Consider the following 25,516-nt stretch of genomic DNA (forward strand, 5'->3'; position numbering starts at 1 on the left):
CCCGAACAACCCAGGGTGTGCGACCCACCCCATGTCTGGATGCGTCGCCGACGGAGCCATGCTGGCTACGGCCGTCCGCAGAGTTGATCGTTAAACGAGAAGGGAAGCAATGGACACCGATACCACCACCGTGTCGCCGACGACGCTGCGCGCGGAGATGGTCGCCAAGGTCCGCAAGGCGGGATACGCGCAGCTCAGCGAGGTCGAGCGGGTGCTGCTCGATACGCCACGCCACGAGTTCGTTCCGGACGTCCGGTTGGCCGCCGCCTACGACCCGTGGCAGGCGGTGGTCACACACCGATTCGAGGACGGCCGGTCGTTGTCCTGCGCCTCGGCGCCGTGGCTGGTCGCGGCGATGCTCGACCAGCTTCACGTCCAACCCGGCAACCGCATCCTGGAAATCGGCGCGGGCACCGGGTACAACGCCTGCCTGGTGCGCCACGAGGCGCCACCAATTCCGTGTGGGGATGGGAGATCCCCGCCGTTGTCCTGTCGCAGCAGGGTAACGAAGCCGAGGGCAGTCTGACCGCGGAGACGCGCGGGAGGATGGCAAGCGGCCCTGACAAAGTCGGGACGTGCTGGTACTGCCAGACAGCGCGGGTCCGGTGAGCGAGACGAGAAGCCGTACGAGAGAAGCCAGCGCTTGAAGCTCCGTAATCGTTGTGCCGGCTCAAATCTGGTGGATACGGGCCGGTGTGCAGTGCACGCCTTCAGGATGTCTCTGGATGCGACTCCGTAACCGGTTAAGGCTGCCGGGGCGGAGGCCACGCCGAAGGTCTGCGGCGTAGGTGTGGCGAGTCTGCCGGGGTAGAGCTGGGCGGCTCACTTGTCGAACGGATGGTGGTGAACGTGGGAAGCGTCCGGATGCTGCCCGACCCTTCCGATATCCGATCGGAAGCGGGGCAGGCTCGTCGTCGGCTGATGGCGTCCGGACGTGGCGGAGTCCTCGTAGTAGTCCGAGCGCGCGAAAGGCGCGTACATGGCGAAGGAGGACAGCAAGTCAGCAGCGGAAGGACTGGAATGCCAGGAGGACGTCGCCGGTGAATACCGACGAGCTGGAGTACGCCTTGGTCAAGGCGGAACGCCGGGTACTGGAGATCCAGACGAAGCTGCACCGCTGGGCCTGTGATGACCCTCGTCGCAGGTTCAACGACCTGTTCAATCTCGTGGCCGATCCCGCGTTCCTGTTGGTGGCGTGGGCTCGGGTGCGGGGTAACAAGGGAGCCCGGACGGCCGGGGTGGACGGCGAGACCGCCCACTACGTGGAGGCTGTGCGGGGTGTCGAGGTCTTCCTCGACGGGCTGCGGTCCGCACTGCGCGACCGCGGTTTCTGCCCGCTCCCGGTTCGTGAGCGGCTGATCCCGAAGGCGAACGGCAAAGTCCGTCGCCTGGGGATCGCCACGGTGACCGACCGGGTGGTGCAGGCGTCCCTGAAACTGGTGCTGGAGCCGATCTTCGAGGCGGATTTCCTCCCGTGCTCCTACGGGTTCCGCCCGAACCGCCGGGCACATGACGCGGTAGCCGAGGTACGCCACTATGCCGCCAACTCCTATGAGTGGGTGGTGGAGGGTGACATCAAGGCATGCTTCGACGAGATCTCGCATCCTGCGCTCATGGCGCGGGTGCGAGTTCGGATCGGGGATAAGCGCGTCCTGGCGCTGGTGAAGGCGTTCTTGAAGTCGGGAATCCTCGGTGAGGATCGCCTGCTGAGGGAGACCAGCACCGGAACCCCGCAAGGGTCGATCTTGTCGCCGTTGCTGAGCAACGTCGCGCTCTCGGTTCTGGATGAGCACATCACCCAGGCACCGGGAGGGCATGACACCGCTCGGTGGGGTGCTAGCGGACGGATGTGGCGCCGTCGCCGAGGACTGCCGAACTTCCGGCTGGTCCGCTATGCCGACGACTGGTGCCTGATGGTGTGTGGCTCTCGGGCCGACGCCGAAACGCTCCGGGACGAGATCGCCGACGTGCTCTCCACGATGGGTCTGCGCCTGTCGGAGGAGAAGACGTTGACCACCCATATCGAGGATGGCCTTGATTTCTTGGGGTGGCGCATCCAGCGTCATCGCAAACGAGGCACGAACCAGCACTACGTCTATACCTACCCGGCGCGGAAGTCCGTTAGCGCGATCACGGGGAAGGTCAAGGAGCAGTGCCGGAAGACGGGCGTTGGGCTGACGCTGGATGACCTGCTCGTCCATCTCAACCGGATGATGCGGGGCTGGTGCGTCTACTTCCGTCCGGGGGTGTCGAGCAAAGCCTTCAACTACGTGTCCCACTATGCGTGGGAACGCGTGATCTGGTGGCTGCGCAAGAAACATCCCCGGATGAACTGGAAGGAACTGCGACGCCGCTACTGCGGCGGCCGATGGTGGCCAACAGGCGAGACCACGGACCTGTTCAACGCGGCCACGGTGCGCACCACGCGCTACCGCTACCGAGGAACAGCTATCCCCTCGCCCTGGCCACGAACGGCATGAGGATCACCCAGCACAGCGGGACCTGTGGAGCGCCCGTTGCGGTGAGAGCCGCACGGCGGGTGCGGGAAGCGGTCCGGAGAAACGGGCTGGCGGAAAGGCCAGCACCGCGCTCCGGGCCGACTTCACCTCGCGCAGTTGACCGGCAGCGCGGACCTGGTGACCACGATCGACATCGACCCGGACGTGACCGCGAAAGCCGCACAAGCGCTGACCGCCACCGGCTACGGCGACGTGCACGTCGTCACTGGCGATGGCGGGCTCGGCTACCCCGACCGCGCGCCGTACGACCGCATGATCGCCACCGTCTCACCGTGGGACATCCCCGCCCACTGGTGGAAACAGCTCGCGCCCGGAGGACGGCTGGTCGCCCCGCTGCGCTGGCGCGGCCAGGGGCGCAGCGTCGCCTTCACCTACACCGACGGCCGTCTGATCTCCGACTCGCTCCACCTGTGCGGCTTCGTGTACCTGGTCGGTGACGGCGAGGGCGAACTCAGCGGCTCGATCACCGCCGACGAACTGGTGTCGCTCCACTGGGACCGCGACCAGGCCGTGGACCCCGAAGCGTTGCGCGGAGTGCTCGACCAGCCGCGTGTCACCGCCTGGTCCGGGACCACGATCGCCAGGAACGAGTCGCACGACGGGCTCTGGCTCCGCCTGACCGCGACCGACCCGCGCGTGTGCCGGATCAAGGTCCACGCCGACGTTCCACCCGAGGTGTGTGACCCGATCGGTGGGTGGTGGCGCATGGCGCTGGTCGACGGCGACACGCTGGTCTACCTCACCGCCCGCCGCCTGGAATCCGACGACGAGGTGCGATGGGAGTTGGGCGCGATCGGTCACGGCCCGACCGCCGACCAGCTGACCGAGTACCTCTGCGACGAGATCCGATCCTGGGCGCCCAAGCGGAACCAGCACACGCCATCGCTCATCGTCTACCCGGCCGATACCCCGGACAGCGAACTGGCGGGCCCCGCCATCGACAAGACCCACAGCAGGTTCGTCCTCACCTACGACCCGACCGGATAATCTCGTCGCCGATCTGCGACCTCGGTGTCAGGCAGAGGCGCGGCCTGACCGTTGCCGTGGAGCGCGGCGAGGTGGGTCATCCAGGGAGTGAAAGTCCCGCCGTCCGCCAAGGGCTGGCCAAAAGCGCGCTGGTGTCGGAGTCGAGTCGTCCGGCGAACGCCTGCGAGATCGCCGCGCCCCACAATGCGTTGACGACCGACGTGTCTGTGGGTGACTCGCCGACGGCGTCCTCAGCGGCTGGAACGGCCTCCCAATACAGGGAGCGCGCCCGGAGCGGGAACCCCCACGCGATCGACGCCTCGGTGACCGCGGCACAAGCCGCTTCCCAGCGTTGCTCGTCGATTTCCGTGCACACCCGACCCATCCGGCGCGCAACCGCTGCCGGCGTGGCTTCGGCATGGCGCAGGACTCGCAGCGCGGCTTGGGTGTGAGGGCCGTAGGCGTCAGTCGCGGTGTATCGCGAGGGCAGACAGGTCTGCCGCCACGGAGCGGAGAGCAATTCGTGGTCGGCGATTCCCTCGTCGTCGTGGCCTGCCGCTGCGATCGCCAGTCCGGCGTCGAACACGGGCAGGACCACCTTGTGCCAGCCGGAGTGGCCCGGTGAAGCCTGCCGGGCCAGCAGGTAGGGGTGGTGCAGCACGGCGATCGGGTCATCGAGTTCGGTGGGCATCGGCAGGCCGAAGGTGTCCTTCCATCGGATCCACCGTGAGGCGAGCCGTCCGGCCAACTCGGGGTCGATGATCCGCGCGATGATCCTGTCCCGGACGGCCTGGCGATCGGAGGCGCGCTCCTCGCCGAGTGAGCCCATTCGAGTGATCTGCTCGAAGGTCAGGTTGGCAATGGTCACATCAAGCTGTCGCCATTGCTCGCCACGAGGGTGCTGGGCCAACAGCGCGCGTCCCAAGTCGTCACGACCGCGGCCCTGACCGGAGGTGCTCATCGGTTCAGGATGGCAGCCCCGATCTGCGCACGTTGTGCAGGCTGCGTGTTCGGCGTGGCAGACCACGCGGCGGCCTGACCGGCTTCCGCAGCGGTGAGGTCGGCGGGGCTGTATGGGCCCGCAAGGGCCCTCTGTGGTGCGGTGTTCGTGGGTGACGTAGGAGTAGGAGCATGGTGACTGCGGTGGTGTTCGATGTGGGCGAGACGTTGCTGGACGACTCGCGCGAGTGGGGTGCGTGGGCCGACTGGATCGGCGTGCCACGTCATACCTTCTCGACTGTGCTGGGTGCGGTTACCGCTGCCGGCCGGGACAACGCCGAGACGTTCCAGTACTTCAAGCCCGGCTTCGACCTCGCCCGCGAACGGCGGCTACGGGAAGAGGCCGGACTGGGTGAGCGTATCGAGGACGGCGACCTTTATCCCGACGCCCGGCCCGGCTTGGCGCGGCTGCGGGAACTCGGCTTGTGGGTGGGGGTGGCCGGGAACCAGACCGCCCGTGCGGCCGAGCTATTGCGTGCGCTGGGCCTGCCGGTGGACCAGGTCGCGACCTCGGGCGAGTGGGGTGTCGCCAAGCCTTCGCCCGAGTTCTTCGCCCGCGTCGCAGAGATGGTGCCCGACGGGCCAGGCGAGACGATGTACGTGGGTGACCACCGGGACAACGACGTAGTCGCCGCGAAGGCAGCGGGATTCCGCACGGCGTTGATCCGGCGCGGCCCGTGGGGTTACCTGTGGGCTGATGACCCGCTGGTGCGTCGCGACGCGGATTGGGTGATCGACTCCCTTCACGACCTGCCGGATCTGCTGTCCCCGCGCTGAGTGGCTGGTGACTGGCGGATCAGCGAGCGCGGGCCCAAGCAGCGAGGTCGAGCAAGCCGGCGCTGGGCGCGCTGTGGGTGCGCAGGAGGGACGAGAGGGATTGGCGGACCTGCGGGTGGGTGCGGGTGTGCTCGGGCGCGGCCTGGCGTGCAGCCTGAAGACACAGGTGAGCGTCTTCGTGGCGACCGAGGGTGAGCTGGGCGCGGGCCAGATCGATGAAGTAGTGGGAACGACGCTCGGCGGGCAGTTCGTGGGGCGGGTGCCAGTACGCAGCGCGTTCGATACCCAATGGATCTCGAAGTTCGACGGCGACCGCGAGTTCGTGGATGCGCAGCGAGGCCGGGCCGAACGCGGTGCCCACGTAGATGCCCTCGGGCACACTGCCCGCGGCGCGGCGGGCCTCACGCAGGTGGTCGGCCGCGAGGTCAGCTTTGCCCGCCCGGCCGGCCACCACCGCGGCGCGCATGTGCAGGGCGCCGAACGCGGCCAAGGAGGAGGTCGTGTCGAGATCGGGCACGTGGTCAGCGGCGAGTTCGAGAGCGCGAGCGGCGGTGTCCAGGTCGCCGGTGGCGAAGAAGGTTTCGGTGCGCACGTATGCCACGGCGGCCAGCAGCAGCGGGTCCTCGGCGATCTGGGCGGCCGAGCGCATCAGGTCGATCAGGCGGGCGGACAGATCCAGGTAGCCGAACTTGAACGCCACGCCGTCAGCAGCCCGCAACGCCAAGGTCAGTAGGGAGGCGGCGTGGCGCTGGCCTGCCGCGTCGCCCAGCTGACCGGCGCGGGCGAGTTCGGCGATGAGGTCGGGCAGGCGGCGGGCGAGGTTGCCGTAGCGGGACTGCAGCCGGTCGTCGCTGGCGCGGATGATCTCGCCGTGCAGATCGTCCGGAGACCTGGTTGGTCCGTCGTCAGGCAGATCCAGCCGGTCAAGCGCGCGGCGCAGGCGCGGGATGGCGGCGTGGATGACGTCGGCCTCGGGCTCCGGTCCGTCCTGGTGAACGATTTGCTCGATGGGGGTCGTCACCAGGCTCGACGAAGGTGAGACCAGGACCGTCGTAATGTTGGCAGCAGGTCGCCGAAGGGTACGTCGCAGCAGGTCGTCGAGTACGTCGAGCGAGACCTGCAGGGCGGTGGCGAGGCCGCGCCGCTGCCAAGGCTGAGGTGACTGGACCCCACGTTCCCAACGTCCGATGGTGGTCCGTTCGACCTTCAGAGTGACGGCGAGGGCTTCCTGGGTATAACCCGCGGTCTCGCGGGCAACGGCGAGCGGGGTGAGAGGCCGTGCTGCCATCGTCGTTGTCCCTCCTTCCAGACCCTCCATAGCGCACAGTACTCGCCGGTTTTCGCAGCGTAGGGAGGGTGTCGCCTCATCGCTGCCTCATGGCCGCTCCGTTCTCGACCACGGCTGACGACCCGACTGATCGCCAATCGCAGTTGCATGCCCATCTGGGTGAAGCCCCTCGCTCCAGCAGACCAACAGCGCGCTGGTCAGCGCCTGGGTCGCCCCGTTGACGCCTCGTTCTCGCCGCACGGCCGCTCTGGTGATCGGCAAGGGCGGCGTCGTTGACTGGGATTCGGCCTGCGGTGGGCGACCCCCGACCGCCCACCGCAGGCCATACCGGTCTCAGCCACCCTCTCGCTACGGAAAGTGAGCTTGCTTCAGTGGATATGCGCGAGGTGCAACCAGCACGCTCACCCGCGCCGGTTGACCAGTCGAACCTGGTGCCCCGCTGATGTCGCACAAGATCACCATCGAGCACTCCTTCGAGTCCGGGCATCGCTTGCCGCACCTGGGCGGCAAATGCGTAAACCTGCACGGCCACTCCTGGTCGGTTGCCGTGACAGTGAGCGCAGCAGAGCTGAGCCCCGAGGTGACCGTCGTGGAGTTCGGCGCATTGAAGGTCGGGGTGCGGCGCTGGATCGACGAGCACCTCGACCACGCCACGATGCTCGGTGTCCGTGATCGGCTGATCGCCCCGCTGGTCGCCGATGGCAACCGAGTGTTCCGTTTTGGAGCCGAGCGCCCGGCCGACGGCGCCGAAAAATTCGGGTACGGGCTGCCGTGGCCCACGGTAGAAGCCGTGGCGGTACTGCTAGGCCGAGTCGCGGAGAGCGCGCTGGCCGAGCTTGCCCGCGCCGACGGTGCGCGGATCGAGCGGGTCCTGGTCCGCGAGACCCGGCTGAACACCGCCGTCTACGAACCCCCGGTGACGCGATGAGCACCAAGAACTGCACGCGGCCTTCAAGTCCTTGCTCACTTCGAGGCGTTACCTCGATATCGTCCTGTCCGTCGATCGTGAGAGCACCATGATGACCTCCTCCACCGCTCCCGCTCTCGGTCCGCTTGTCGCGGTATACGGCCTCGTCGGGCACGACGAGCGCCTTCTACTCGTACGAGACCGGGACGCCAGCGCCTTCCGGCTACCCGGCGGTCGAGTACGGCCCGGTGAATCCGTTGAGGACGCCCTGCGGCGCTCCCTGCGGGAACAGACCAACGTCGACGTCGCTTACCTCGACTTCTGCGCGACGGTGGAACTGCGCGACCACGACTCACCAGACGAGCCTGTGCTCTATGAGCTCGCGCTGCTGTTCGACGTGACTCTCGCCGGCCCCGAAGGCGCCTGGGCCAGCGAACACGAACTGCGGTGGCTCGCCGAGGCGGACCTCCACCAAATCGAGCTGCGCCCCGCGGTCATCGCGGAACGACTGCGAAGCGACGCGCTGACCGTCGAACGCCCGTGGTGGCCGCACCACTCCTGACCCTCACAGTCCACGGCCCGGTCCATTCGACGCTGCTGCGCGAGCCGGGTGTGTCCGAAGAACCGAAGGAACCATGCTGTCGGCACCCGACTTCACTACTGCCCTGACCGCGGCACAGGCCGCGATCGATCTTGCGGTCGAGCATGTCCTCAGCCACCGTCCTCGCTCGATCCGGTACAAGGGCGACCGCGACCCTGTATCCGAAGTGGACGAGGACGTCGAACACGTTGTCCGCCAACGGTTGATTGCCGACGGGCACACCGAGATCGGGTTCCTCGGAGAGGAAACCGGCGCGGTTGGTAGCCAGGAGACCTACTGGGTTCTCGATCCCATCGACGGCACGATCAACCACCACCACGGCAGTCCCTTGTGTGCGATCGCCCTCGGGCTCGTGCACAACTACCGGCCCATCCTCGGCGTCACCGCGCTTCCCTTTCTCGGACACCGCTACTGGGCGACCGACGGGCAAGGCGCCTACCGCGACGGAGAACTCATCGCCGTCTCGGCCACCGAGTCGCTCGATCGAGCCCTGATCGGGTTCAGCGACTATGGCAGCGGCCAGGACACTGCCCTACGAGACGTGCTCTGCTCCACTGTGGACCGGGAACTCACCGGACGGGCACAAGGGCTTCGCCGCTACGGCTCTTCCGCACTTGACCTCGTCTGGGTCGCCGACGGCACCCTTGACGCCTGCGTCCTGCTCGGCAACCGGACCTGGGATACCGCGGCCGGGGCTGCCATCGCCCGCGAGGCCGGGGCCCTCGTCTTGGATGCCGACGCCAGCCCTCACACCACCCGTTCCCGGTGCGCGATCGCCACCACGCCGGGACTTCGCGACGAGTTGCTGCCCTTCCTGCACGTCTTGCGTGGCACCCGTTTCTGGCCCGATGACGACCGACCCGAACCCGTCATGAGTCCGACCGGCTTGCCGCAGAGCGGTGAACCGTAGTGAGGAGCCGGACACGAAGCCGGACGCCATGGTGATCCTGCCGAGTCCTCGCTGCTCGCCGGAAACCCCCGGACTGCCGTTCGATGCTGTCCACGGTAAAGCCGCGCGCCGCCGTGCCGACAACGGACCACTCACCGAGTACCTCCCCAGCCTTGGACAACTGCCCGCCACGGGACCGTCCGCGCTTCCGCTGGACCTCGACGAGGAACGAGCCGCCGCGCGGCGGGCCGCGCTGGAGGGACCGCGGCCCGACGACGAGCACCTGGCGCTTCTCGACCGCGTGCTGCACGCACTGCGCCGCCTGTGACCAGCGCCGCCGCGACCTTGGCTGGAGTCCGTTTCATGCACCCGGCAACCGATGGCCTCACGATTCCCGACCCGATCCCGGACGCTTCGATCTTCCAACCCGCGCCGTGGGTCGCGCCGTCTTCCGAGCAGCTTCCCTTCCTCCGCCGGCGGCTTCACGACCACTACACCACTATCGCGGCCGAGGGCGCCCAGCAAGGACGAACAGGCCAGGTCGCGAGAGCCGCCCCGGCGGAGAGCGAGGACCGGGAAGTACGCCGATACGCCCGCGATGAAGCTGGCCGCCTCAAGAACGCGAGCCTGACGTGGGTCGACCACGAGGCGATCGAGATGGCCGTGACCTACTCGTCCACCCCGTCCACCGAACCCGCCCGCCCGGATCGAATGCCCAGCATGACCGGCTTCATGCTGTTCGAGAGCTGCATCGGCGGCGCCCTCTACGACGCCGCGCGTGCGCAAGACCTGCCAGGCTCAGGATGGACACCAGCCCCCTGGCTCCACGACGTCTCCGGTTACGTCGAGGCCCCAATCGTCGCCATCAGCTGGTCACGCCTGCCACCGCCGCACGAGGACCGGGTCCAACTGTCGTTCTACACCCCAAATCGGCCGCCCCAATGGGACGGCCTGCCCCCGGACACGTTCGTCGCCCAGTGGGCAGCGACAAAGACCTGCTACAGCGCGGGCTACTTCGCCGACCATGTCCGCACTGTCTCGGCCCGGATGAGCCCGATGCCGGTACTCGCTACCTTCACCGCGACCCTCCAGTTCGGTGAACTGCTCCCCGAACCCGACGCGAACCACTGCGCCGGATGGGTCCAGACCGTCTACGGCCTATGGCAATTGCTCGACCACAAAGTCAAGAAACCGCTGACCCACACCGATGTGATCGCAGCTCCGCGATCAGTGACCCGAGGCGACGTCCGAGCCGGCATCACCGCGACGAGCGCCGTGAACATCGTCCGGGTACACCCGCGGTTCAGGACCGAAGACCTGCCTCCCGACGACGGAGAGGACAACGCCGACCACGACACGTCGGACAACAGCCGTCGCTCGCCTCACTATCGCCACCGGTACTGGCGCGGCCCGTATCGAGCAAACATGTGTATGAACACCTGGGGGCATAGCGAAGGAAACTGTGAACACAAAGAGGTGCCCGTGGGTCGGCATTTGCGCGGGCCGGTCGGCGCGCCATTCCGCGAGCGCGTCACGGAACTGCGCGGCTCACCGGCTCGTAACTCCGGCACCGGCCAGCCCAGGCCGTAGACCGCGACCTGCACGTCGATGATGAGGCGAGGCGCCCTCGGGCTCGATACCTCGCATGCTCCGAGGTAGTCGGCTCGAAACATCAGAGCCAGCCTGTTACGCCTTCTCGGGCTGGCGGTCATGGCTCGAACCGGAAACCGTAGGTTCGGTCGCCGATGGGCACGCGACCGTAAGGTGATCGGCGCTGCAGGCGGATGCCCGCCAGCGCCTGGTCGACGAGGACTTCAAGATCGGCGATGCTCCGTCGTTCCAAAAGCATGACGTAGTGCGTGCGTGGGGGCTTTCCCTTGGGCGGTTGCCAGTCGGAGTCTTCATTGATTCGGAGGCAATGTTCGACGCCGTGTCGTGGGCATCTCCAGACGGCGGGTATCTCGGCGTCTGTCGAGAATGGCACGGTGAACTCGTGTCCTCTTCGGCACGCGAAGCGGACTTGAATCCGCGGCGCCGGCCGCGCATCGCGATCCGGTTCGCCAGTGGGCGTTCCCAGGCGGTAGCCCCGCAAGACCCGTCTGGGCATCATGATCTCCGCTCGCGTATCGGATGGGCTGGTGTCGCGAGCCGTTCTCGTGCCCGCTGTCGCTGGGCTATGAGGCTTTGGGCTTGGTCCGGGTAGCGCCGCCGCGTCCACGCAGCACCACACCGGACTCCGACAGGATTCGGTGCACGAAGCCGTACGAGCGGTCGGTGGCCTCGGCCAGCGCACGGATGCTGGCGCCCTTTTCGTACTTCTTCTTCAGGTCAGCGGCCATCTTGGTGCGGGCCTCGCCGGTGATCCGGCGTCCCTTGGCCGTGGTGTGTGCTGCCATGCCGTTCGCTCCTCTTCGCGTTCAGGCGGTCGGTTGGTCGGAGTCGAGGGCGTCGCGCCGGGCGATGACGGTGGCCTTGCTCTTGTCGGCGCCGGGGCCGGCGGCGGTGTAGTAGTCGATGGCCTGGCCGTAGCGGCGGTGGGCTTCGGCGGTGTCGCCGAGCGCGGCGTGGACCTCGCCGAGCACGGTGCATAGGTCGGCCAAGTAGCCGACCGAGCCGTAGTCGCGCACGGCCTGCTCGATCGCGGCGAGCTCCGACACTGCCTCGGCGGCTTGCCCGTTCAGGGTCAGGGCCCGTGCCAGGTGCAGGACGGTGCGGGCGTGGCCGATGTCATCGCCGATGCCGGTGAACATGCTCGCCGCCAGCCGCAGGTGGTGGAGTGCGAGCGGGGCGTCGGCGACCTTGGGGTGCAGGGCAGTTTCGCCGAGGCGGCGGTGCCGCAGCGCGATGCTGCGGGCGTCGCTCATCCCCTCGGCGATTTCCAGGGCATGTTCGAGGTCAGGGAGGGCGGCGTGCGGGTCGTCGGCCTTGAGGTGGGCGCGGGCGCGGGTGGACAGCGCGCCGGAGTGCAGCCACGGGTCGCCGACTTCGGCGGCGCGCTCTACGGCAATCGTGCAGATGGCGACGGCGGCCTCGTGGTGGCCGAGGTTGGTCTCGCCGAAGCCCTGGCGGGTGCGGCAGACGACCTCCAGGATGTGCCCGGCGTCGGCCGCGGCATTGGCCCCGAGGAACTGCGAGCTCACCAACTCACCGGCGGTGTAGTTGGGGCGCAGCGGGTTCCACAGGACCTCGCCGAACTGGTACACCAGCTCCGTCCAGCCCTGGTCGGCGGCGACCTGTTGAGCGGCGAGAAGGTTGGCGCGTTCGGTCTCGGCCCATTCCAGGGCGGCCTTCGGGTCGGCGAACACGCCGGTGTCCAGACCGGTGTAGACGGGGCTGAACCGGCGAGGGAAAGGATTGATGATCTTGTCGGCCGCCGCCGCGCGCCGCAGGTACCACTCGATCATCCGGCGGCGCACCGCAAGCCGCTTGGCCTGGTCATCCTGGCCTGCCAGGGTTTGCACGTGCTCTCGCAGGACGTCGTGCAGCCGGTAGCGCTCGTCTCCAGTCTCGGTGACGAGGTTCGCCTCCACCAGCCTCCCGAGCCCGCGGCCGACCTCGGCGACCGGCACGTCGAGCCCGGCCGCGAGCGGTTCGGCGGTGAACTCGACGCCGGGATGCTCGGCCAGGCCGCGGTAGAGCCGGGCGGTGGTGGCGTCGAGGTCCTCGTAGCTCATCTGCAGCACTCCTTCAACGGACAGCTCGTGCGGGTCCAAAGCGCCAGTGGACGCCTCGGCGAGGTGGGTCAGGCGGGTGATCAGGCGCGCCGGGTCGCGCCGGGGGTAGGCGGCGAGATGGGCCCCGGCGATGGTTAGGGCCAGCGGATGCCCGTGGCAGCGGGTGGCCAGCGCGTGCAGCAGCTCCTCGCCGATGGGCTGTCGTTCCTCGTCGAGGAGGCCGGTCAGGAGCGCGGCGCCGGTGGCGGCGGGGAAGCAGTCGAGGTCGAGGTGGCGGAAGCCCACGATGGCCAGCTCGGCGAGCCGATTGCGGCTGGTGACCAGGATCGTGCCGCGCGCCGTGGCAGGTACCAGGGGCTGCACCTGCTCGGCGGAGCGGGCGTTGTCGACCAGCACGGCCACCGCCTTGTCCGAGGTGACCGTCCGGTACAGCGCGACCAGCTCGGCCACCTCGCCCGGCAGGTCGTCGGCGGCGACGCCGAGCGCGCGGAGCCATCCGGCGAGGACCTGCGCGGTGGCCGGTGGCGGGTGGCCGCTCCAGCCGTTGAGGTCGACGTGCAGCACGCCGTCGGGGTGGCGCCCGTGGTGTCCGTCGAGCCAGCGCACCGCCAAGCCGGTCTTGCCGACTCCACCCAGTCCGGTCACAACCACACGGGTCGGTCCTGATGTGACGAGCAGTCGGTCCAGTCGGTCGAATTCGTCGGCTCGGTCGACCCACGTGCGCGCGGGTGGCGGAAGCTGTCGAGGCACCGACACCCGTCGTTCGGGGGCGTGCAGGTTGATCGTGTCGGCGGTGATCGTGCGAGCCTGGAGGATCGGGCCGCGGACCGTTCCGGACACGTTGTTGACGTGCTCGGGCCGGCTCATGCCTGCTCCGCGAGCTCGTGACGACGGCTGGCCAGGACGGCATTGCCCAACACGTGCTCGGGTCTGAGCAGGGTCAAGCTGTCCGGTCGCCACCAGCCGACGGGCACGACGCCGTCCGGGTGCGGGTGCCACAGCCCGAGCAGCTTGGCGAACTGCCGCTGGCTGCGGTGCACGACGGTGATCCCGGCCTCGGCGAAGCAGCCCTCGACTGCGGCGGCCAACTCCGGCCCCAGTGTCTTGCCATCGGCGTGCGAGACGGCCAACAACGAACCGGGCGCCAACCGCTCGTAGTAGCTGGTCAATGCCGCAGCGGCTTCCTCCGCGTCGGGCAGGCAATGGAGTACTGCCCCGGCCACCACGGCGACCGGCCGACTGAGGTCGAGCCGGCGGGTGGTGACGGCGTTGTCAAGAACCTCATCGACGTTTCGGAGGTCGGCCTCGACCACCCCGACTCTCGGGTCGTTCTGCTCGACAAGGAGGCCAATGCTGGCGATCACCACGGGGTCGCGATCGACGTAGACGACGCGGGCGTCGGGACGTTCAGCCTGGGCGAGATGGTGCACGGGGTGGGTGCTGAACATGCCCGCCCCCAGGTCGAGGAACTGCTCGATTCCAGCCGTGAGCATGTGAAGCACTGCGCGGCGGACGAAGGTGCGGCTCTCGCGGACGAATACGTCATACCCAGGCACCAGCGTGGTGATCTTGTTGGCCACGGCGCGGTCGGCCGCGAAGTTGTGTCCACCGCCGAGCAGGTAGTCGTAGATCCGGGACAGCGACGGCGCGTCGGGGTCTACCTGTTCCACAAGACCTGGCGAGTCCTCTTGCGTCGCCATCACCGTGCAGTTCTCCCCACCCCGCCTCGTCACCACGAGCCGACTCGCGCCATGCGCTTGGTCGACCCGGTAGCCGTGACCTGCGGTTCATCCGCACCACCCGCACCGGCCGGGTCGATTCGTGTGGGCGATTAGACCGGCGATATCAAGATCTGAACCAGAGCGGCAAGGAGGCGCTGGTGAGGCGTCCGTGAGGCGGCACCACGCGTGAGCACGACATCAGCGGCGGCACGGTTCACCCGGCCGAGTGGCCGCCTACCGCGACTGCCCCCCGCGTCAGCCCCGGTTCCTCCTCCGCATCGGCCAACCCCGGCTCATGGCGCGTGATTTGCGGCGGGTCTCGATCCGGTGCGGCTGCGACTGATCACCTGTGGTCACCTGGTCGGCGTCCGCCCGTAGAGGCGCCGACAGCGGGCGAGGGAAGAGGGACTGGGGTGGATCTGGGGCTCATCGCCCTGGCCGTGGGGATGTTTGCGGCCACCAACGTCGACGACATCGTCATCCTGGCGATGTTCTTCGGCCAGACTGCAGGGCACCGGGGCGGCGCCGTGCGGGTCGTCGGGCAGTATCTCGGGTTCGCCGCGATCCTGGTCATCTCGATCCTCGGCGCGCTCGGCGCCGGGCTGCTGCCCGCCACGGTGATCCCCTACCTCGGGTTGCTGCCGTTGGCGCTCGGAATCCGCTCGGCCTGGCACGCCTGGCGCGAGCGCCGCGACACCGCCGACGACGAGTCCGTCGCCCCCGGCAATGGTCCTGCCGTGCTCGCGGTCGCCGCCGTGACCTTCGCCAACGGCGGCGACAACATCGGTGTCTACGTACCGGTCTTCACCACCGCCGGAACGAGCGGACTGCTCGTGTTCGCCGTGGTGTTCCTCGCGCTTGTCGCCGTGTGGTGCGCAGCCGGCCGGTTCTTCGCCACCCGGCCGATCATCGCCCGCGCCCTGTCGCGCTGGGGCCACATCCTGCTCCCGATCGTGTTGATCGGCCTCGGCCTGCTGATCCTCATCGAAGGCAACGCCTTCGGGGTATGACCACTGGCGACAGTCAGCGTGGTCGGGCGACAGAAGGTTTTGGTTAGTCGCACCATGCCGCACGCCGTCTTCCGCACCCAAGGCGACCCGTACTCGAACATGTTCGATTCGTAGTGCTGCAGGTCATGGCAGCAGGTTTGACCAGCGGCGACAGTTTCCAACTCAGCAACCGCGCGGGGCGCGCTACATAGCGACTGGCCACGGCGGGCAGATGGTGGTTGTCCCACCCACTGCGTGAGTGGGCTCCACGGTCTGGCCAACGCCGGCTATCGCACCTGCGAATCCGACCAAACGCTGCAGGTGACCTGCCAGACGTGCCTCGAAAGCGACGAACTGCACGGGAAAGACCCCTGGCTCACCGATGTCAGCCCAGCCAACTCAAGGGCGGTTGGTGGGGTGGATCAACGGTCGGAGAGTGTTGCGGTAATGGCTGAACCAGGGTCGTTCGAGCATTTCCTGGACGGTGAAGGCGCGGCTTCCGGGGCGGGCGGCGAGCGCTGGTTCGGCCGCTTCGGTGGAGGCGAAGAACGGCTGGTAGGTGCACACGGTGGCGTTGATCTCGTCGAAGTGTCCGCCGACGGAGTCGCTGAAGTCCTGGGGGTGCAGCAGCACCGTGACCGCCTCCGGTGGGTCCATCCGCTCGACGCCGCCGGGGATGAAGTCGATGCGGATCGGTGTCCCGGTGGTCGGGCAGGTTTCCTCGACGCGGAAGGGCACGTCGAGGACGGCGGCGAAGGTGAACACGTCGGGTCCGCACCCGCTGCCCATCGGGACCTGGCGATCGCCGAGATGCACCACTCGGCGAATCCGATTGCCTGGGTAGGGGTCGTCCCAGTGGATCAGCCCGTTCTCGATGCGGGCCGTGAACTCCTGTCGGACCAGCGCCGCGGTTTCGCTGTCGGACCGGTTGAGGATGGTGGCCAGGCGGTGCACTGGCGCGGGGCGTTCGCCGAGCCTGGTCAGCCCGGACAGCGCGATGATGGCCTTCACGAACGGCGTCTGCTCCATGGCCGCCAGCCAGCCCTGGTCGAACTGCGCCAGGTCGGTGGTCCGGTCGTTCACCGGCTGGCCTCCTGGTCGATGGGCTGCAGGAGGGCGCCGAACTCGGCGATACCGCTGGCGAGTGCCTGGTGGTGGTCCAGCACCACCCCGGTGACCTCGGGATGGCGGGTGGACCAGGCGTGGGCGGCGTCGGGGGTGGTGAAGAAGTTGATGTGGCCGCAGGTGCGGTCCACCGAGGGGCAGCAAGCAGCCTCGCTGCTGTCAATGGTGCCGGCAAAGACGACCGCGGTGCCGGGCTGCCAGCGCGCGGTGTCGTGGTCGACCTGGACGGTCACGATGTGGCCGGTGTCGGGTTCGGTGCTGGTGATGGTGACCGGGTGTCCGAGCATGGCGGACATGCCGAGGGCGTCGACGGCGCACATCGCGTACACGGTGGGGCCGCGGTCCCAGGTGACCTGGTGGCGGGTCGGGACGGGTGAGAACGGGTAGGCGGCGCGGATCTCGCCCTGCTCGTCGAGGGCGACGAGGTCCCGTTCGGTGAGTTCGGTCAGCGCGCGACCGGGGTCGATGCCGTGGCCGCGAGTGATCCGTTCCAGGTCTGCCCGCAGCGGTGCTTGGCCGGTCTCGGCGAACGCCGTCAACACCACGCGGTGCAGGCGCTGTGCTGGTGGGGTGAGCGCGGCGGCGGCCCGGCACTTGTTCAGCTCCAGGTTGGGCGGCTCGGTCATCGCGTTCCCTCCGGTTCGTAGCGCAGCAGCGCTGCGGCCATGTCCCGCGCCGCCGTGAAGGCGTCCGGCATGGACAGGATGGCGATGTCGTCGCGGTCGGCGGCCCATTGCTCAGCCTGGGCTTGGTTGGGGAAGAAGAGGTTGTGGTGGCAGAAGGTGCCCCAGATCGCGGTCGTGCTGCTGAGGTCGACCTGGTCGGAGCCGGGCACCCGCTGGGTGGCCACCGCGCCGACCGGCTGGAGGTGGGTGATTCCGGTGGGGCTGGCGTGCAGCGTCACGACGTCGCCGGAGCCAGGCGTGGTGGAGGCGATGGCGATCGGTTTGTCGAGGATGTGAGTGAAGATCAGGGTGTCCATTGCGTACCACGCCCACATCCGCACGCCGTCGATGGTCATCTCGTGCGGCGTGGGGTTGTAGGTCACGCCGAGCCCGACGATCAGGCCGTCGTCGTCGCGTTCGGTCCACGTGTCGAGCAGCGCGTCGGCTCGCGCTCGGTCGATGCCCAGTTCGGTGATCGTGTCCAGGGCGTGGTCGTGGGTGACTGGCTGGCCTTCGCCGGCGAGCAGGCGGAGCATCCGGGTCACCAGGCGGGCCTGGTCGTGGCCGAGGTCGAGGGGGCCTCCCGGTCGGGTCAGTTCGGTTACCGCGTGGTTGGCATGTGTGCTGGTCACGGTCGTCCCTCCGGCGATTTCTGGTGTGCTGGTCAGGTCGATCGCGACCGTATGGTCTGCCCCTGGGGTGAGGGTCAAGCGCTCGCGGCGCATCGAGGATCGCCCAGCCAGCACTGGCCGCCCTGACCGGCCAGAGCCGCCTGGTGGGTGGCTTCGAAGTCGTCGATGCGGCGCAGGGTCTGCTGCAGCTCGGCGATCCGTGCGGTCAGCCGTGCTCGTGACCGGTGCAGCAGCTCCGCGAGCTGGGGACCGATCGGCGAATCGGTGCGGGTCAGCTCGCGGATCTCGGCGACGGTCAGGCCGAACCCGCGCAACTGGCCGATCAGCTGGACACACCACAGGGCATCGGTGTTGAACAGCCGATAGTTGGTGGGGCTGCGGCCGATGGTGTAAATCAGGCCCGAGTCGGTGTACTGGCGCAGCGTCTTGATCGGCACCCCGGTGCGCCGGGACAGTTCCCCGACCGTCATCAGCCCGTTGCTCGTCATGAGGTCGCTTTCCCCAGGCTTAGGAGGCGCAGCAGGACAGTTTGGCCACGTCACGGGTGAACGTTTGGGCAGCGAGCTTGAGGCCCTGGGCCATGGTCAGATACGGGCACCACAGGTCGGCCATCTGCTGCACGGTCATCCGGTTGGCCAGGGCGTACACGGCAGTCGCGATCACGTCGCCGGCACCGTCTGCGAGCACGTGCGCGCCCAGCAGCCGCCCAGTGCCGTGTTCGGCGACGAGCTTGATCAGGCCACGGGTGTCCCGGTTGACCAGCGCCCGCGGCACGTACTCCAGTGGCAACACCCTGCTGTCCGTCACGTAGCCCTGCTCGGCGGCCTGAGCGTCGGTGAGGCCGGCTGCCGCGATCTGCGGGCTCGTGAAGATCACCCGCGGTAGGTGGCGGTAGTCCAGCGTGCGTCCCGCGTCCGCGAAGGCGTTGTCGGCGACCAGCGTGCCGTGGGCGGCGGCGACGTAGACGAACTGCGGGTGCCCGGTGACATCCCCGGCGGCCCAGATGCGGGGATTGTCGGTGCGCAGGTACTCGTCGACGACGACCGCGCCGCGCGGGCCGGTCTTTACCCCGACCGCGTCGAGGTTCAGGCCGTCTGCGGCCGGGCGGCGGCCGGTGGCCACCAGCAGCTGCTCCGCGGTCAGCTCGCTCAGGTTTCCGTGCGCGTCGGTGAGCCGGACGCGGTAGCCGTCCGGTCCGGACTCGACGCGGCTGACTGTGGCACCGGGCATCGCCCGGATGCCCTCGTCGGCGAACACCTGCTCGATGCCCGCGCTGACCTCGGGTTCCTCGAACGGCGCCAGCCGCGGCAACGTCTCGACCACGGTCACCTCGACCCCGAGCCGGTGCCACAGCTGGGCTTGTTCCAGGCCGATGGCGTTGCCGCCGAGCACGATCATCGACCGGGGCAGCGCGTCGAGTTCCATCGCCGTGGTCGAGGTCAGGTAGTTCGTCTCGGCGAGTCCGTCGATGGGCGGAGCTCCTGGGATGGATCCGGTGGCGATCAGGTAGTGCTCGGCCTCAACCGTCACGGTCTCCCCAGAGGCCAGGTCAACCTCCAGTACGGGCCCGGACCGGATGGCGGTGAACCGGGCGGCGCCGGTCAGGATGTCCCAGCCGTACTCGGCGGCCAGGTCGGTGTACTTCTCCGCCCGCAGGGACTCGACCAGCTCTCGCTTGCCGTCGATCAGGTTTGGTAGCTCCACCTCGAACGGGGAGGTGGTGATGCCGGGAAACCGGCCGTCCAGGCTCACGTGGCGTGCCTCGGCCGCGGCCAACAGCGCCTTGGAGGGCACGCACCCGGTGTTCACGCAGGTACCGCCCACCGTGTCGCGTTCGATCATCACCACCGACCGGCCCCTGCCGCGAGCCGCGATCGCCGCCGCGAAGCCCGCGCCACCGGAACCGATCACGGCCAGGTCGTACCGCATCCGGCTGCCTCCTAGCGTCGCCTCACCCACGTATTCGCCTACGCGGATATATCTGATGCTAATCTCATATCTGTTCATCCGCATACATGGGTGCTTGATCTGAGGATGGCGAAGACATGACCGCAGGTCCCCAGCCGGCTGCCACGCTGCTGCCCACCGAGCCGAACGGGGTCGAGATGGTGGCCAAGTTCTTCCGCGCGTTGGGCGACCCCGCGCGGCTGCGGCTGCTGGAGTTCCTGCTGCACGACGAGCACACCGTCACCGAGTGCGTCGCGCACGTCGGCCTGTCCCAGGGACGGGTGTCCACCCATCTCGGCTGCCTGTCGGACTGCGGCTACGTGCAGGTGCGCCGTGAGGGCCGCTTCGCCTACTACACGGTGACCGACGCACGCGTCGCCGAACTGGTGCTGCTGGCCCGGTCGCTGGCCGCGGACAACGCCGCCGCCCTGGCCGCCTGCATGCGCATCACGCCCACCACGTGAGCCATCGTCAGCTGCTACGGCAGGCGGCGGTCGATCCAGCGCAGCACGGCGCCGATCACGCCGCGCTCATGCCAGCCCTTCCTGATCACTGCGGCGCGCACGGCATTGATCCCCGAACGCAACCGGCCCATCGGTGAGGGATGCTGCTCGTCGTAACGCTGGACCGCTCGTCGTTGCAGCCATCGCGCGCACCCGAGGCACACACCAACCTCGGGGTGCTGGCCCAAGCGAACCAGTTCCGTCTCCGGATAGTCGGTACCGCAGCACCAGCACGATGTTTCCGTTGCCCTGTCCTGCTCCGGTTGGACGGTCACCTGGCCACCTCCAGGTCTGTGAGCGTACGCCGAGACATCTGCCCCCGACCGGGCATCACTCTCGCGTGGATAACGAAACCGGCATGCAGGCAGTTTGACCTTTGGCTGTCACTCAGTGTCGCCTAGGCTGACTGATCGTGGACGGCGGCGATGACGACGTAAACGACCAGGTCAGTGCGCCTGTGACCAGTCGCGAGCAGGATGCGGTGCGGATCTTGTTGTTGATCGACGGCGCCGCCGAACCACTACCCCCACCGATCACTGACGACGCCGCCTTGGTGGACGCTGTCGGAGTGGTGGAGGGGCAGCTTCGGCTGCAGAAGCTGGACTTCTGGCTACGGAGTCCCGATTTCCTCGCCGACGAGTTGCTCAACGACTACGAGCGCAGCGGCGAGCCCAGGCTGCTGGACTTGGCGGCGCAGATCCTGGACTCCGAGGAACCGGAGGTACGCCGATACCCGATGCTGCGTCATCACTTCGGCGCCTACGAGCCGCTCGATGACGCGCTGGCGGTTCTGCGCAGCGCGGGGCTGGTCGTGCGGCGCCGCCACGGGCGGGTCGGCCGTACTTCGCGACACGACTACTACCTGCTGGCTCGGGGCCGCGAGGTCGCCCGAACGGTCGTTGCCCAGGCGCCGGCCTTTCGCTATTACGTCGATCGTGTGCAGCTGGTGCTCGATCTGGCCGACGGACGAGGGGGGAACCAGTTGAAGGAGCGTCAGTACCTGCAGGACGAGTACGCGACGGCAGCCCGTGGGACACGGATTGGCAGCATCAGCGCTCGGGCACGGAGCCGTCTCGCCCAACTGCGGACGGAGGCCACGGTGACGGACGGGGTAGACGCATGACCGTGGAGGCATCCCGCGCCGAACACTCTGGCTCGCTCGTCGCGCGGATCGCTGCCGCGGCAAAAACCACCGAGGATGCTGTTGTTGAGGTCTTCACGACCCACGGCATCCCGCTGGCCTACCCGCCGGCACGCCCTCGGTCGGTCCGAGTCCACCGCCTGCGCGTGCACGGTGTGCGTGCCGGAACGAAGCATGACGGTCCGTTTGACCGCACGTTCACCTTCGACACCGACTTCACCGCGTTGGTCGCATCCAACTTCCGGGGCAAGACCAGCGTCTTGGAGGTCATCACGTGGTGCTTGCGGGGGTCACCTCGCGACCGCTTGCAGGCTGATGTCCGCCGCTGGCTCTCCGGAGTTGAGCTCGACGCCACCATCGCGGGGCAGGCGATTGGGTTTCGCCTCTCACTCGACAAGGGTGTTCTGACCAGAGGCGTGGTGCTCGCTGCCGCACGCTGGGAGAGCCTCACGGCGGAGGATGGTGCCGAGGACCGCCAGGGTGTCTCGATCCTGGTTGATGCCGCAGACGAGGACGACCATGCCGCGCAGGTGGCCACGTTGATGCTCGATCGGCTCGACTTGCAGCCGTTGGTGAATTCGGTGAGCAAGGACAAGCAGGTCGGCACCCAGACTCATGGCTGGCCTGCCTACTACTCCGCGATTAATCTTCCGGCTGGGCCCGACAAGCCCCTGCTCGGGGATCAGCCGATGGCCGGTCTGCCCGGACGGCTGTTGCAGGTGTTCCTCGACCTGCCTGCTGCCGCGGTGCTCACACGGGTGAAGGCGACGCGCGAGGTGTTGCAGTCCGAGGTCACCCAGGAACGTGAGCGCGCACGGGGAGCGGCCGAGCAGCGGGCGGCTGAACGTGCCCGAGCCCAGGAGGCGCTCACGGCTGCACAGACCGAACTCGACCGACTCGTCCAGCAAGCGCCCGGACCGTCGCTGACCGACCTGGCAGACACAGCCGGTCGGCTCGCCCGCCAAGTTGCCGATGCCGACGAGGAGTGGGACGAGCTCAACCGGGCCTACCGGGCCGCGCGGCGACAACGGCAGGCGGACGAGAAGGCGCTGAACGACGTCAAGGAAAGCCAGATCGCTCGGCTGCTGTTCCACGGTCTGGACCCCAGCGCGTGCCCGCGCTGCGAAACGCCGATCACCACGCAACGCCGCCAGGAAGAGCGCGATGTGCACCGTTGCGCGGTCTGCACCGCCGAGGTCGTCGGCGAGACCGCCAGCGACGAGGAGGTCGAGGCCGAGGCACAGGCGCGTGTCGATGCCAGCAGGGCTGCCGAAGATGCGGCACGGCAGGCGCTGGAATCCGCTGAATCAACCCTCTCCCAACTCACCGCACAGTTGGATGAGGCACAACAGCGATTGCGGGCCGCTGGCTCCACGGACACAGTGCGCCAGCGCATGACTGCAGAGCTTGAGGTGGCGCGGTGGAAGGGCGCGTTGGAGATGGTGCCCGAACTGGCCGAGCACGAGGAAGACCAGGAGTCCACTGTCCTCAAGGTGTTGGCCGCCGCGGACAAGGTGCTCGATCAGGACAGCAAGGCCGCTGCCGCCGCCCTGTTCACCGAACTGAACGCCGAGATCGCTGATCTTGCACGTCGATTCGGGATGAGCGCACTGGAAAGGGTGGAGGTCAACCGGGCCGCGCAGCTGAAGGTGATCAAAGGCGGGGGCGCGCAGTCGTTCTTCGGCAAGCAGAGTCCCGGTGAACAGGTCCGGCTGCGCATCGCCGTTGTGATCGCCTTGCTGCGGGTTGGTGCCAAGCTCGGGATCTCGACCCACCCCGGTCTCGTCCTGATCGACAGCCCCAAGGCCGAGGAGGTACAGGACTTCGACGCGGCCGTCGTCTTCAAGGAGCTCGCGGAGTTGGCCGCGAGCAACCACATCCAGGTGCTGATCACAACCGCCGACCGCGAGCTGAGCAAGGCAGTTCTGCCCGCCGACTGCCTTGTCACCGCCGAGGAAGGTGCGCCGCTGTGGTGATCTCGGTATCTCCGCTGCAGCGTCCTGTAGGCGCATGCTCTGCGGCGTTCGACGTGACCGGTCGGAAAAATCGCTCACCATGGCGGTTGTGGACATGACCCGGCTCGCCGAACACCTTGCCGACACGGCGACCGCACGGACTACTGCCACGCTCGCCCAACTCGGAGTGGAGGCGGTAGCCGAGGAGGCAGCCGACATCGCCGCCGGCCCACTGGCTCCGGTGCTGGCGCACGCGCTAGCCCAAGTTGTCGGCGCCGAGACAGCTGGCTGGGAGACCGCCACTGCTAGCTTCATCGATGGCCTGACCGGCCAGCAGAGCCTGCTGGCGCTGGCGGGCAGCCTGGACGAGCTTCTTGCTAGTCCGTCCACAGTGGACGCTCAAGGAGTGCAGCTGCACAACGTGTTGCTGCGCGACCTCGCGCCGCTGATCCACTCCAATCCGTTGCTGGCAGCTGGACGTCTCGAAGGCGCCGTGCGTCTGGCGGTGGCCGGTGCCGTCACGCCGTTCGGCATTCTCGGCCACCTCACCGCACCGCCGTCCGACGCTCCCGAGGAGTTCACCGAACGCCTTCCCCGCCTGCTGGGCGCGGCTATGGATCGCTGGGCGAACGAGGCCACCATCGCCACTTCACTGCACAGCGCGCTGGATCAACTGCGCCACGACGAAGCGGCAGCGGTGGACGCGGCTTTTGAGCTGGCCTGTTACGAGTTGAGATCCGCCCTTGCCGCCGAGACTCTCCCGGCGGCAATGGAGGCCCTCACCACCGCCCGGTCAGGTTTCGCCACCGTCGACGCCGCCGAGGAGGCGCGTCACGATGCCAGGGCATACGCGGCTGCCTGTGATGCGATCCTCGCGTTCGCCGCCCACGACCAGAACCGGTTGACCGACGCCGTCGATCGGCTCACCGCGGCGCTGGACCAGCGCGAGGCATGGTTGAGTGGGATGCACGCGCCGTCGTGGCTTCGGCCTCGGCGTGCCGCAGAACTCGCGTGGCAGCGACTCGTGCTCCTGCTCAATGCAGCAGCAGAGCGGTTGTCCGAAACGGTCTGGATGGACGTGTGGGAGGCGCTCGCAACGGTCCTCGACGCGTACGCCCAGGCCCGCACTGTGCGACCGCTGCCCGGCGTGGAAGCGACGCCAGGACTGGCTGCTGTTGTCGAGCCTGCTATCGAGAACGCGATCATGCGTCAGCAGAGTCTGCTTGCGGCGCTTCGCCGCTCGGTCACCGAAGTGTCCAAGTTGGATGCTCCTCCGCTCGACGTCTACACAGGAGAGCTGCTCCTTGCCCGTATTGAGGCAGTCGCTGCACGACAACGTGAGGACCACAGTCATTCGTCGCGCTCCGCAACCGATGGGGACGACGATGAGGAGCCTCACGCGGCCGATACCGCTCGGTTGCACCGTCTGGCACCCGCACTAGTCCATGCTCTTGGCGAGCAGCAGGCCGCTGATCTCGCTGCCGACATCAGCGACGACAATCTCCAGGTTCTCGAAGGGGTCGTGCACAGCAGCGAGCTTGCACGGTCGCGGACTGCGCACCCGGTACTCGATCGCCTCCTTGAGGATCTCCTCCGACAACTCGCCGAGTCACCGCACTTTGTCGGCGAAGTGCGAGACACCTTCGGGCTGCTGCTCGAACAGACCTTGCGGTTCCTGCACAGCCGCGCCGACCTCACGACCAAGACGTGGGGGCTGCACAAGGAGAAGGACAAGGACTACCGCCGCCAGCTCAAGAAGGGCGAACGTCGGCCTGTCGAGGCGGACCTGCAACAGGACTACCATCAGTGGCTCGCAACCGGACAGCTCGGCGGTTTGGTCTCGGTCGAAGCTTCCGACATCGCGACGGGGCGTGCCGACGTCATCGTGACGTTCGGAACCCTTCGGTACCTCACTGAGATCAAGCGCGAACTCGCCAACTCCGCTCCCACCAATCTTGAGGGCAAGTACGTTCGTCAGGCTGCGGAATACGGCAACACCAACGTGCCGTTCGGCCAACTTCTTGTACTCGACCTCACACCACATCCCGACGGCGCGCCACGAGTCGACGAATCGGTCTGGGCCGCCCGCCATCGTCCACCCGGTGCTACAACGGACCGCACTGTGATCGTTGGGGTCGTGGCTGGAAACCGCCCGACACCTCACGATCTGTCTACGTAGCCCGCCAAAGCGGCGCGCCGTCCTTGCCGCAGCAGCCGC

26 protein-coding genes are annotated in these 25,516 nt (G+C 68.0%); 14 read left to right on the top strand and 12 right to left on the bottom strand.

Annotated features, from left to right (window positions below):
* The first annotated feature begins 109 nt into the window (after nucleotides 1–109).
* The 3 genes from ACFSZT_RS09615 to ACFSZT_RS09625 all read left to right on the top strand — a co-directional run bounded on the left by ACFSZT_RS09615 (nucleotide 110) and on the right by ACFSZT_RS09625 (nucleotide 3,506).
* Complete coding sequence (locus tag ACFSZT_RS09615) at nucleotides 110–526, top strand: hypothetical protein (RefSeq protein ID WP_377392726.1); 417 nt, start codon at nucleotides 110–112, stop codon at nucleotides 524–526.
* Between the two features lie 541 nt (nucleotides 527–1,067).
* The gene (gene ltrA, locus ACFSZT_RS09620; protein ID WP_377392723.1) at nucleotides 1,068–2,480 is read left to right on the top strand and encodes a group II intron reverse transcriptase/maturase; all 1,413 of its coding nucleotides are present in this window, start codon (nucleotides 1,068–1,070) and stop codon (nucleotides 2,478–2,480) included.
* 135 nt (nucleotides 2,481–2,615) lie between these two features.
* Complete coding sequence (locus tag ACFSZT_RS09625) at nucleotides 2,616–3,506, top strand: methyltransferase, FxLD system (RefSeq protein WP_377392720.1); 891 nt, start codon at nucleotides 2,616–2,618, stop codon at nucleotides 3,504–3,506.
* Between the two features lie 76 nt (nucleotides 3,507–3,582).
* On the opposite strand, the gene ACFSZT_RS09630 is transcribed toward ACFSZT_RS09625, so the two are convergent.
* Nucleotides 3,583–4,446, bottom strand: coding sequence for a hypothetical protein (locus ACFSZT_RS09630; RefSeq protein WP_377392717.1), 864 nt, complete (start codon nucleotides 4,444–4,446; stop codon nucleotides 3,583–3,585).
* A gap of 170 nt (nucleotides 4,447–4,616) precedes the next feature.
* Here ACFSZT_RS09630 and ACFSZT_RS09635 point away from each other — a divergent pair, with 170 nt between their 5' ends.
* Nucleotides 4,617–5,261 (top strand): HAD family hydrolase, encoded by a 645-nt coding sequence (locus tag ACFSZT_RS09635; RefSeq protein ID WP_377392714.1) that lies wholly within the window; start codon nucleotides 4,617–4,619, stop codon nucleotides 5,259–5,261.
* 19 nt (nucleotides 5,262–5,280) lie between these two features.
* On the opposite strand, the gene ACFSZT_RS09640 is transcribed toward ACFSZT_RS09635, so the two are convergent.
* Entirely contained in the window at nucleotides 5,281–6,549 is a 1,269-nt protein-coding gene (locus tag ACFSZT_RS09640; RefSeq protein WP_377392711.1) for a helix-turn-helix domain-containing protein, read from the bottom strand.
* Between the two features lie 442 nt (nucleotides 6,550–6,991).
* Between ACFSZT_RS09640 and ACFSZT_RS09645 the strand changes: the two genes are divergently transcribed.
* From ACFSZT_RS09645 to ACFSZT_RS09665, 5 genes are all read left to right on the top strand, one after another.
* Complete coding sequence (locus tag ACFSZT_RS09645) at nucleotides 6,992–7,477, top strand: 6-pyruvoyl trahydropterin synthase family protein (protein ID WP_110341260.1); 486 nt, start codon at nucleotides 6,992–6,994, stop codon at nucleotides 7,475–7,477.
* An 88-nt stretch (nucleotides 7,478–7,565) separates the two neighbouring features.
* Nucleotides 7,566–8,018 (top strand): NUDIX domain-containing protein, encoded by a 453-nt coding sequence (locus ACFSZT_RS09650; protein WP_377392708.1) that lies wholly within the window; start codon nucleotides 7,566–7,568, stop codon nucleotides 8,016–8,018.
* A gap of 73 nt (nucleotides 8,019–8,091) precedes the next feature.
* Nucleotides 8,092–8,967: an inositol monophosphatase family protein gene (locus ACFSZT_RS09655; protein WP_110341258.1), complete on the top strand. Its 876-nt coding sequence runs from the start codon at nucleotides 8,092–8,094 to the stop codon at nucleotides 8,965–8,967.
* Nucleotides 8,957–9,274, top strand: coding sequence for a hypothetical protein (locus tag ACFSZT_RS09660; protein ID WP_146240078.1), 318 nt, complete (start codon nucleotides 8,957–8,959; stop codon nucleotides 9,272–9,274). The genes ACFSZT_RS09655 and ACFSZT_RS09660 overlap by 11 nt, the downstream gene beginning before the upstream one ends.
* The gene (locus ACFSZT_RS09665) at nucleotides 9,271–10,536 is read left to right on the top strand and encodes a hypothetical protein (protein WP_146240077.1); all 1,266 of its coding nucleotides are present in this window, start codon (nucleotides 9,271–9,273) and stop codon (nucleotides 10,534–10,536) included. The genes ACFSZT_RS09660 and ACFSZT_RS09665 overlap by 4 nt, the downstream gene beginning before the upstream one ends.
* Before the next feature lie 118 nt (nucleotides 10,537–10,654).
* On the opposite strand, the gene ACFSZT_RS09670 is transcribed toward ACFSZT_RS09665, so the two are convergent.
* The 4 genes from ACFSZT_RS09670 to ACFSZT_RS09685 all read right to left on the bottom strand — a co-directional run bounded on the left by ACFSZT_RS09670 (nucleotide 10,655) and on the right by ACFSZT_RS09685 (nucleotide 14,320).
* Nucleotides 10,655–11,053, bottom strand: coding sequence for an RNA polymerase-binding protein RbpA (locus ACFSZT_RS09670; protein WP_110341564.1), 399 nt, complete (start codon nucleotides 11,051–11,053; stop codon nucleotides 10,655–10,657).
* A gap of 67 nt (nucleotides 11,054–11,120) precedes the next feature.
* Nucleotides 11,121–11,342, bottom strand: coding sequence for a helix-turn-helix domain-containing protein (locus tag ACFSZT_RS09675; RefSeq protein ID WP_110341252.1), 222 nt, complete (start codon nucleotides 11,340–11,342; stop codon nucleotides 11,121–11,123).
* Nucleotides 11,343–11,363: 21 nt separating this feature from the next.
* The gene (locus ACFSZT_RS09680) at nucleotides 11,364–13,487 is read right to left on the bottom strand and encodes a hypothetical protein (protein ID WP_110341250.1); all 2,124 of its coding nucleotides are present in this window, start codon (nucleotides 13,485–13,487) and stop codon (nucleotides 11,364–11,366) included.
* A complete protein-coding gene (locus ACFSZT_RS09685) occupies nucleotides 13,484–14,320 on the bottom strand; it encodes an SAM-dependent methyltransferase (RefSeq protein ID WP_110341248.1) in 837 nt (278 codons plus the stop codon). The genes ACFSZT_RS09680 and ACFSZT_RS09685 overlap by 4 nt, the downstream gene beginning before the upstream one ends.
* A 434-nt stretch (nucleotides 14,321–14,754) precedes the next feature.
* On the opposite strand from ACFSZT_RS09685, the gene ACFSZT_RS09690 reads away from it, so the two are divergent.
* Complete coding sequence (locus tag ACFSZT_RS09690) at nucleotides 14,755–15,351, top strand: cadmium resistance transporter (RefSeq protein ID WP_110341246.1); 597 nt, start codon at nucleotides 14,755–14,757, stop codon at nucleotides 15,349–15,351.
* 378 nt (nucleotides 15,352–15,729) lie between these two features.
* Here the strand turns inward: ACFSZT_RS09690 and merB (ACFSZT_RS09695) are convergent, their stop codons facing one another.
* The 5 genes from merB (ACFSZT_RS09695) to merA form a co-directional block, all read right to left on the bottom strand.
* On the bottom strand, nucleotides 15,730–16,413 hold the full coding sequence (gene merB / locus ACFSZT_RS09695) for an organomercurial lyase (protein WP_110341244.1): 684 nt from the start codon (nucleotides 16,411–16,413) through the stop codon (nucleotides 15,730–15,732).
* Nucleotides 16,410–17,081, bottom strand: coding sequence for an alkylmercury lyase family protein (locus ACFSZT_RS09700; RefSeq protein ID WP_168214104.1), 672 nt, complete (start codon nucleotides 17,079–17,081; stop codon nucleotides 16,410–16,412). The genes merB (ACFSZT_RS09695) and ACFSZT_RS09700 overlap by 4 nt, the downstream gene beginning before the upstream one ends.
* Nucleotides 17,078–17,752, bottom strand: coding sequence for an organomercurial lyase (gene merB, locus ACFSZT_RS09705; protein ID WP_110341240.1), 675 nt, complete (start codon nucleotides 17,750–17,752; stop codon nucleotides 17,078–17,080). Before merB (ACFSZT_RS09705) ends, ACFSZT_RS09700 begins: the two co-directional genes overlap by 4 nt.
* A gap of 74 nt (nucleotides 17,753–17,826) precedes the next feature.
* The gene (locus ACFSZT_RS09710; RefSeq protein ID WP_245960021.1) at nucleotides 17,827–18,240 is read right to left on the bottom strand and encodes a MerR family transcriptional regulator; all 414 of its coding nucleotides are present in this window, start codon (nucleotides 18,238–18,240) and stop codon (nucleotides 17,827–17,829) included.
* Between the two features lie 19 nt (nucleotides 18,241–18,259).
* Nucleotides 18,260–19,681 carry a mercury(II) reductase gene (gene merA / locus ACFSZT_RS09715; RefSeq protein ID WP_110341238.1) on the bottom strand — a complete coding sequence of 474 codons (1,422 nt, stop codon included), beginning with the start codon at nucleotides 19,679–19,681 and terminating at the stop codon, nucleotides 18,260–18,262.
* A 116-nt stretch (nucleotides 19,682–19,797) separates the two neighbouring features.
* On the opposite strand from merA, the gene ACFSZT_RS09720 reads away from it, so the two are divergent.
* Complete coding sequence (locus ACFSZT_RS09720) at nucleotides 19,798–20,163, top strand: ArsR/SmtB family transcription factor (protein ID WP_110341236.1); 366 nt, start codon at nucleotides 19,798–19,800, stop codon at nucleotides 20,161–20,163.
* A gap of 14 nt (nucleotides 20,164–20,177) precedes the next feature.
* Here the strand turns inward: ACFSZT_RS09720 and ACFSZT_RS09725 are convergent, their stop codons facing one another.
* A complete protein-coding gene (locus ACFSZT_RS09725; RefSeq protein ID WP_110341234.1) occupies nucleotides 20,178–20,477 on the bottom strand; it encodes a hypothetical protein in 300 nt (99 codons plus the stop codon).
* Between the two features lie 137 nt (nucleotides 20,478–20,614).
* Between ACFSZT_RS09725 and ACFSZT_RS09730 the strand changes: the two genes are divergently transcribed.
* The 3 genes from ACFSZT_RS09730 (at nucleotide 20,615) to ACFSZT_RS09740 (ending at nucleotide 25,477) form a co-directional block, all read left to right on the top strand.
* Nucleotides 20,615–21,325 carry a hypothetical protein gene (locus tag ACFSZT_RS09730; RefSeq protein WP_245960020.1) on the top strand — a complete coding sequence of 237 codons (711 nt, stop codon included), beginning with the start codon at nucleotides 20,615–20,617 and terminating at the stop codon, nucleotides 21,323–21,325.
* Nucleotides 21,322–23,319 carry a hypothetical protein gene (locus ACFSZT_RS09735; protein WP_110341232.1) on the top strand — a complete coding sequence of 666 codons (1,998 nt, stop codon included), beginning with the start codon at nucleotides 21,322–21,324 and terminating at the stop codon, nucleotides 23,317–23,319. Before ACFSZT_RS09730 ends, ACFSZT_RS09735 begins: the two co-directional genes overlap by 4 nt.
* Nucleotides 23,320–23,407: 88 nt before the next feature.
* The gene (locus ACFSZT_RS09740; protein WP_377392696.1) at nucleotides 23,408–25,477 is read left to right on the top strand and encodes a hypothetical protein; all 2,070 of its coding nucleotides are present in this window, start codon (nucleotides 23,408–23,410) and stop codon (nucleotides 25,475–25,477) included.
* Nucleotides 25,478–25,516 lie beyond the last annotated feature (39 nt).

It is taken from the genome of Prauserella oleivorans, assembly GCF_042685745.1.
In the GTDB taxonomy this organism is placed as follows: Bacteria; Actinomycetota; Actinomycetes; order Mycobacteriales; family Pseudonocardiaceae; genus Prauserella_A; species Prauserella_A oleivorans.

What these genes read in the sequence shown, in the direction of transcription:
- ACFSZT_RS09640 (WP_377392711.1), bottom strand. Translation starts at nt 6,549, where the DNA reads ATGGCAGCACGGCCTCTCACCCCGCTCGCCGTTGCCCGCGAGACCGCG.
- ACFSZT_RS09680 (WP_110341250.1), bottom strand. Translation starts at nt 13,487, where the DNA reads ATGAGCCGGCCCGAGCACGTCAACAACGTGTCCGGAACGGTCCGCGGC.
- ACFSZT_RS09720 (WP_110341236.1), top strand. Translation starts at nt 19,798, where the DNA reads ATGACCGCAGGTCCCCAGCCGGCTGCCACGCTGCTGCCCACCGAGCCG.
- ACFSZT_RS09700 (WP_168214104.1), bottom strand. Translation starts at nt 17,081, where the DNA reads ATGACCGAGCCGCCCAACCTGGAGCTGAACAAGTGCCGGGCCGCCGCC.
- ACFSZT_RS09675 (WP_110341252.1), bottom strand. Translation starts at nt 11,342, where the DNA reads ATGGCAGCACACACCACGGCCAAGGGACGCCGGATCACCGGCGAGGCC.
- ACFSZT_RS09670 (WP_110341564.1), bottom strand. Translation starts at nt 11,053, where the DNA reads ATGCCCAGACGGGTCTTGCGGGGCTACCGCCTGGGAACGCCCACTGGC.
- ACFSZT_RS09710 (WP_245960021.1), bottom strand. Translation starts at nt 18,240, where the DNA reads ATGACGAGCAACGGGCTGATGACGGTCGGGGAACTGTCCCGGCGCACC.
- ACFSZT_RS09630 (WP_377392717.1), bottom strand. Translation starts at nt 4,446, where the DNA reads ATGAGCACCTCCGGTCAGGGCCGCGGTCGTGACGACTTGGGACGCGCG.
- ACFSZT_RS09635 (WP_377392714.1), top strand. Translation starts at nt 4,617, where the DNA reads ATGGTGACTGCGGTGGTGTTCGATGTGGGCGAGACGTTGCTGGACGAC.
- ACFSZT_RS09685 (WP_110341248.1), bottom strand. Translation starts at nt 14,320, where the DNA reads ATGGCGACGCAAGAGGACTCGCCAGGTCTTGTGGAACAGGTAGACCCC.
- ACFSZT_RS09655 (WP_110341258.1), top strand. Translation starts at nt 8,092, where the DNA reads ATGCTGTCGGCACCCGACTTCACTACTGCCCTGACCGCGGCACAGGCC.
- ACFSZT_RS09650 (WP_377392708.1), top strand. Translation starts at nt 7,566, where the DNA reads ATGATGACCTCCTCCACCGCTCCCGCTCTCGGTCCGCTTGTCGCGGTA.
- ACFSZT_RS09615 (WP_377392726.1), top strand. Translation starts at nt 110, where the DNA reads ATGGACACCGATACCACCACCGTGTCGCCGACGACGCTGCGCGCGGAG.
- ACFSZT_RS09735 (WP_110341232.1), top strand. Translation starts at nt 21,322, where the DNA reads ATGACCGTGGAGGCATCCCGCGCCGAACACTCTGGCTCGCTCGTCGCG.
- merA (WP_110341238.1), bottom strand. Translation starts at nt 19,681, where the DNA reads ATGCGGTACGACCTGGCCGTGATCGGTTCCGGTGGCGCGGGCTTCGCG.
- ACFSZT_RS09645 (WP_110341260.1), top strand. Translation starts at nt 6,992, where the DNA reads ATGTCGCACAAGATCACCATCGAGCACTCCTTCGAGTCCGGGCATCGC.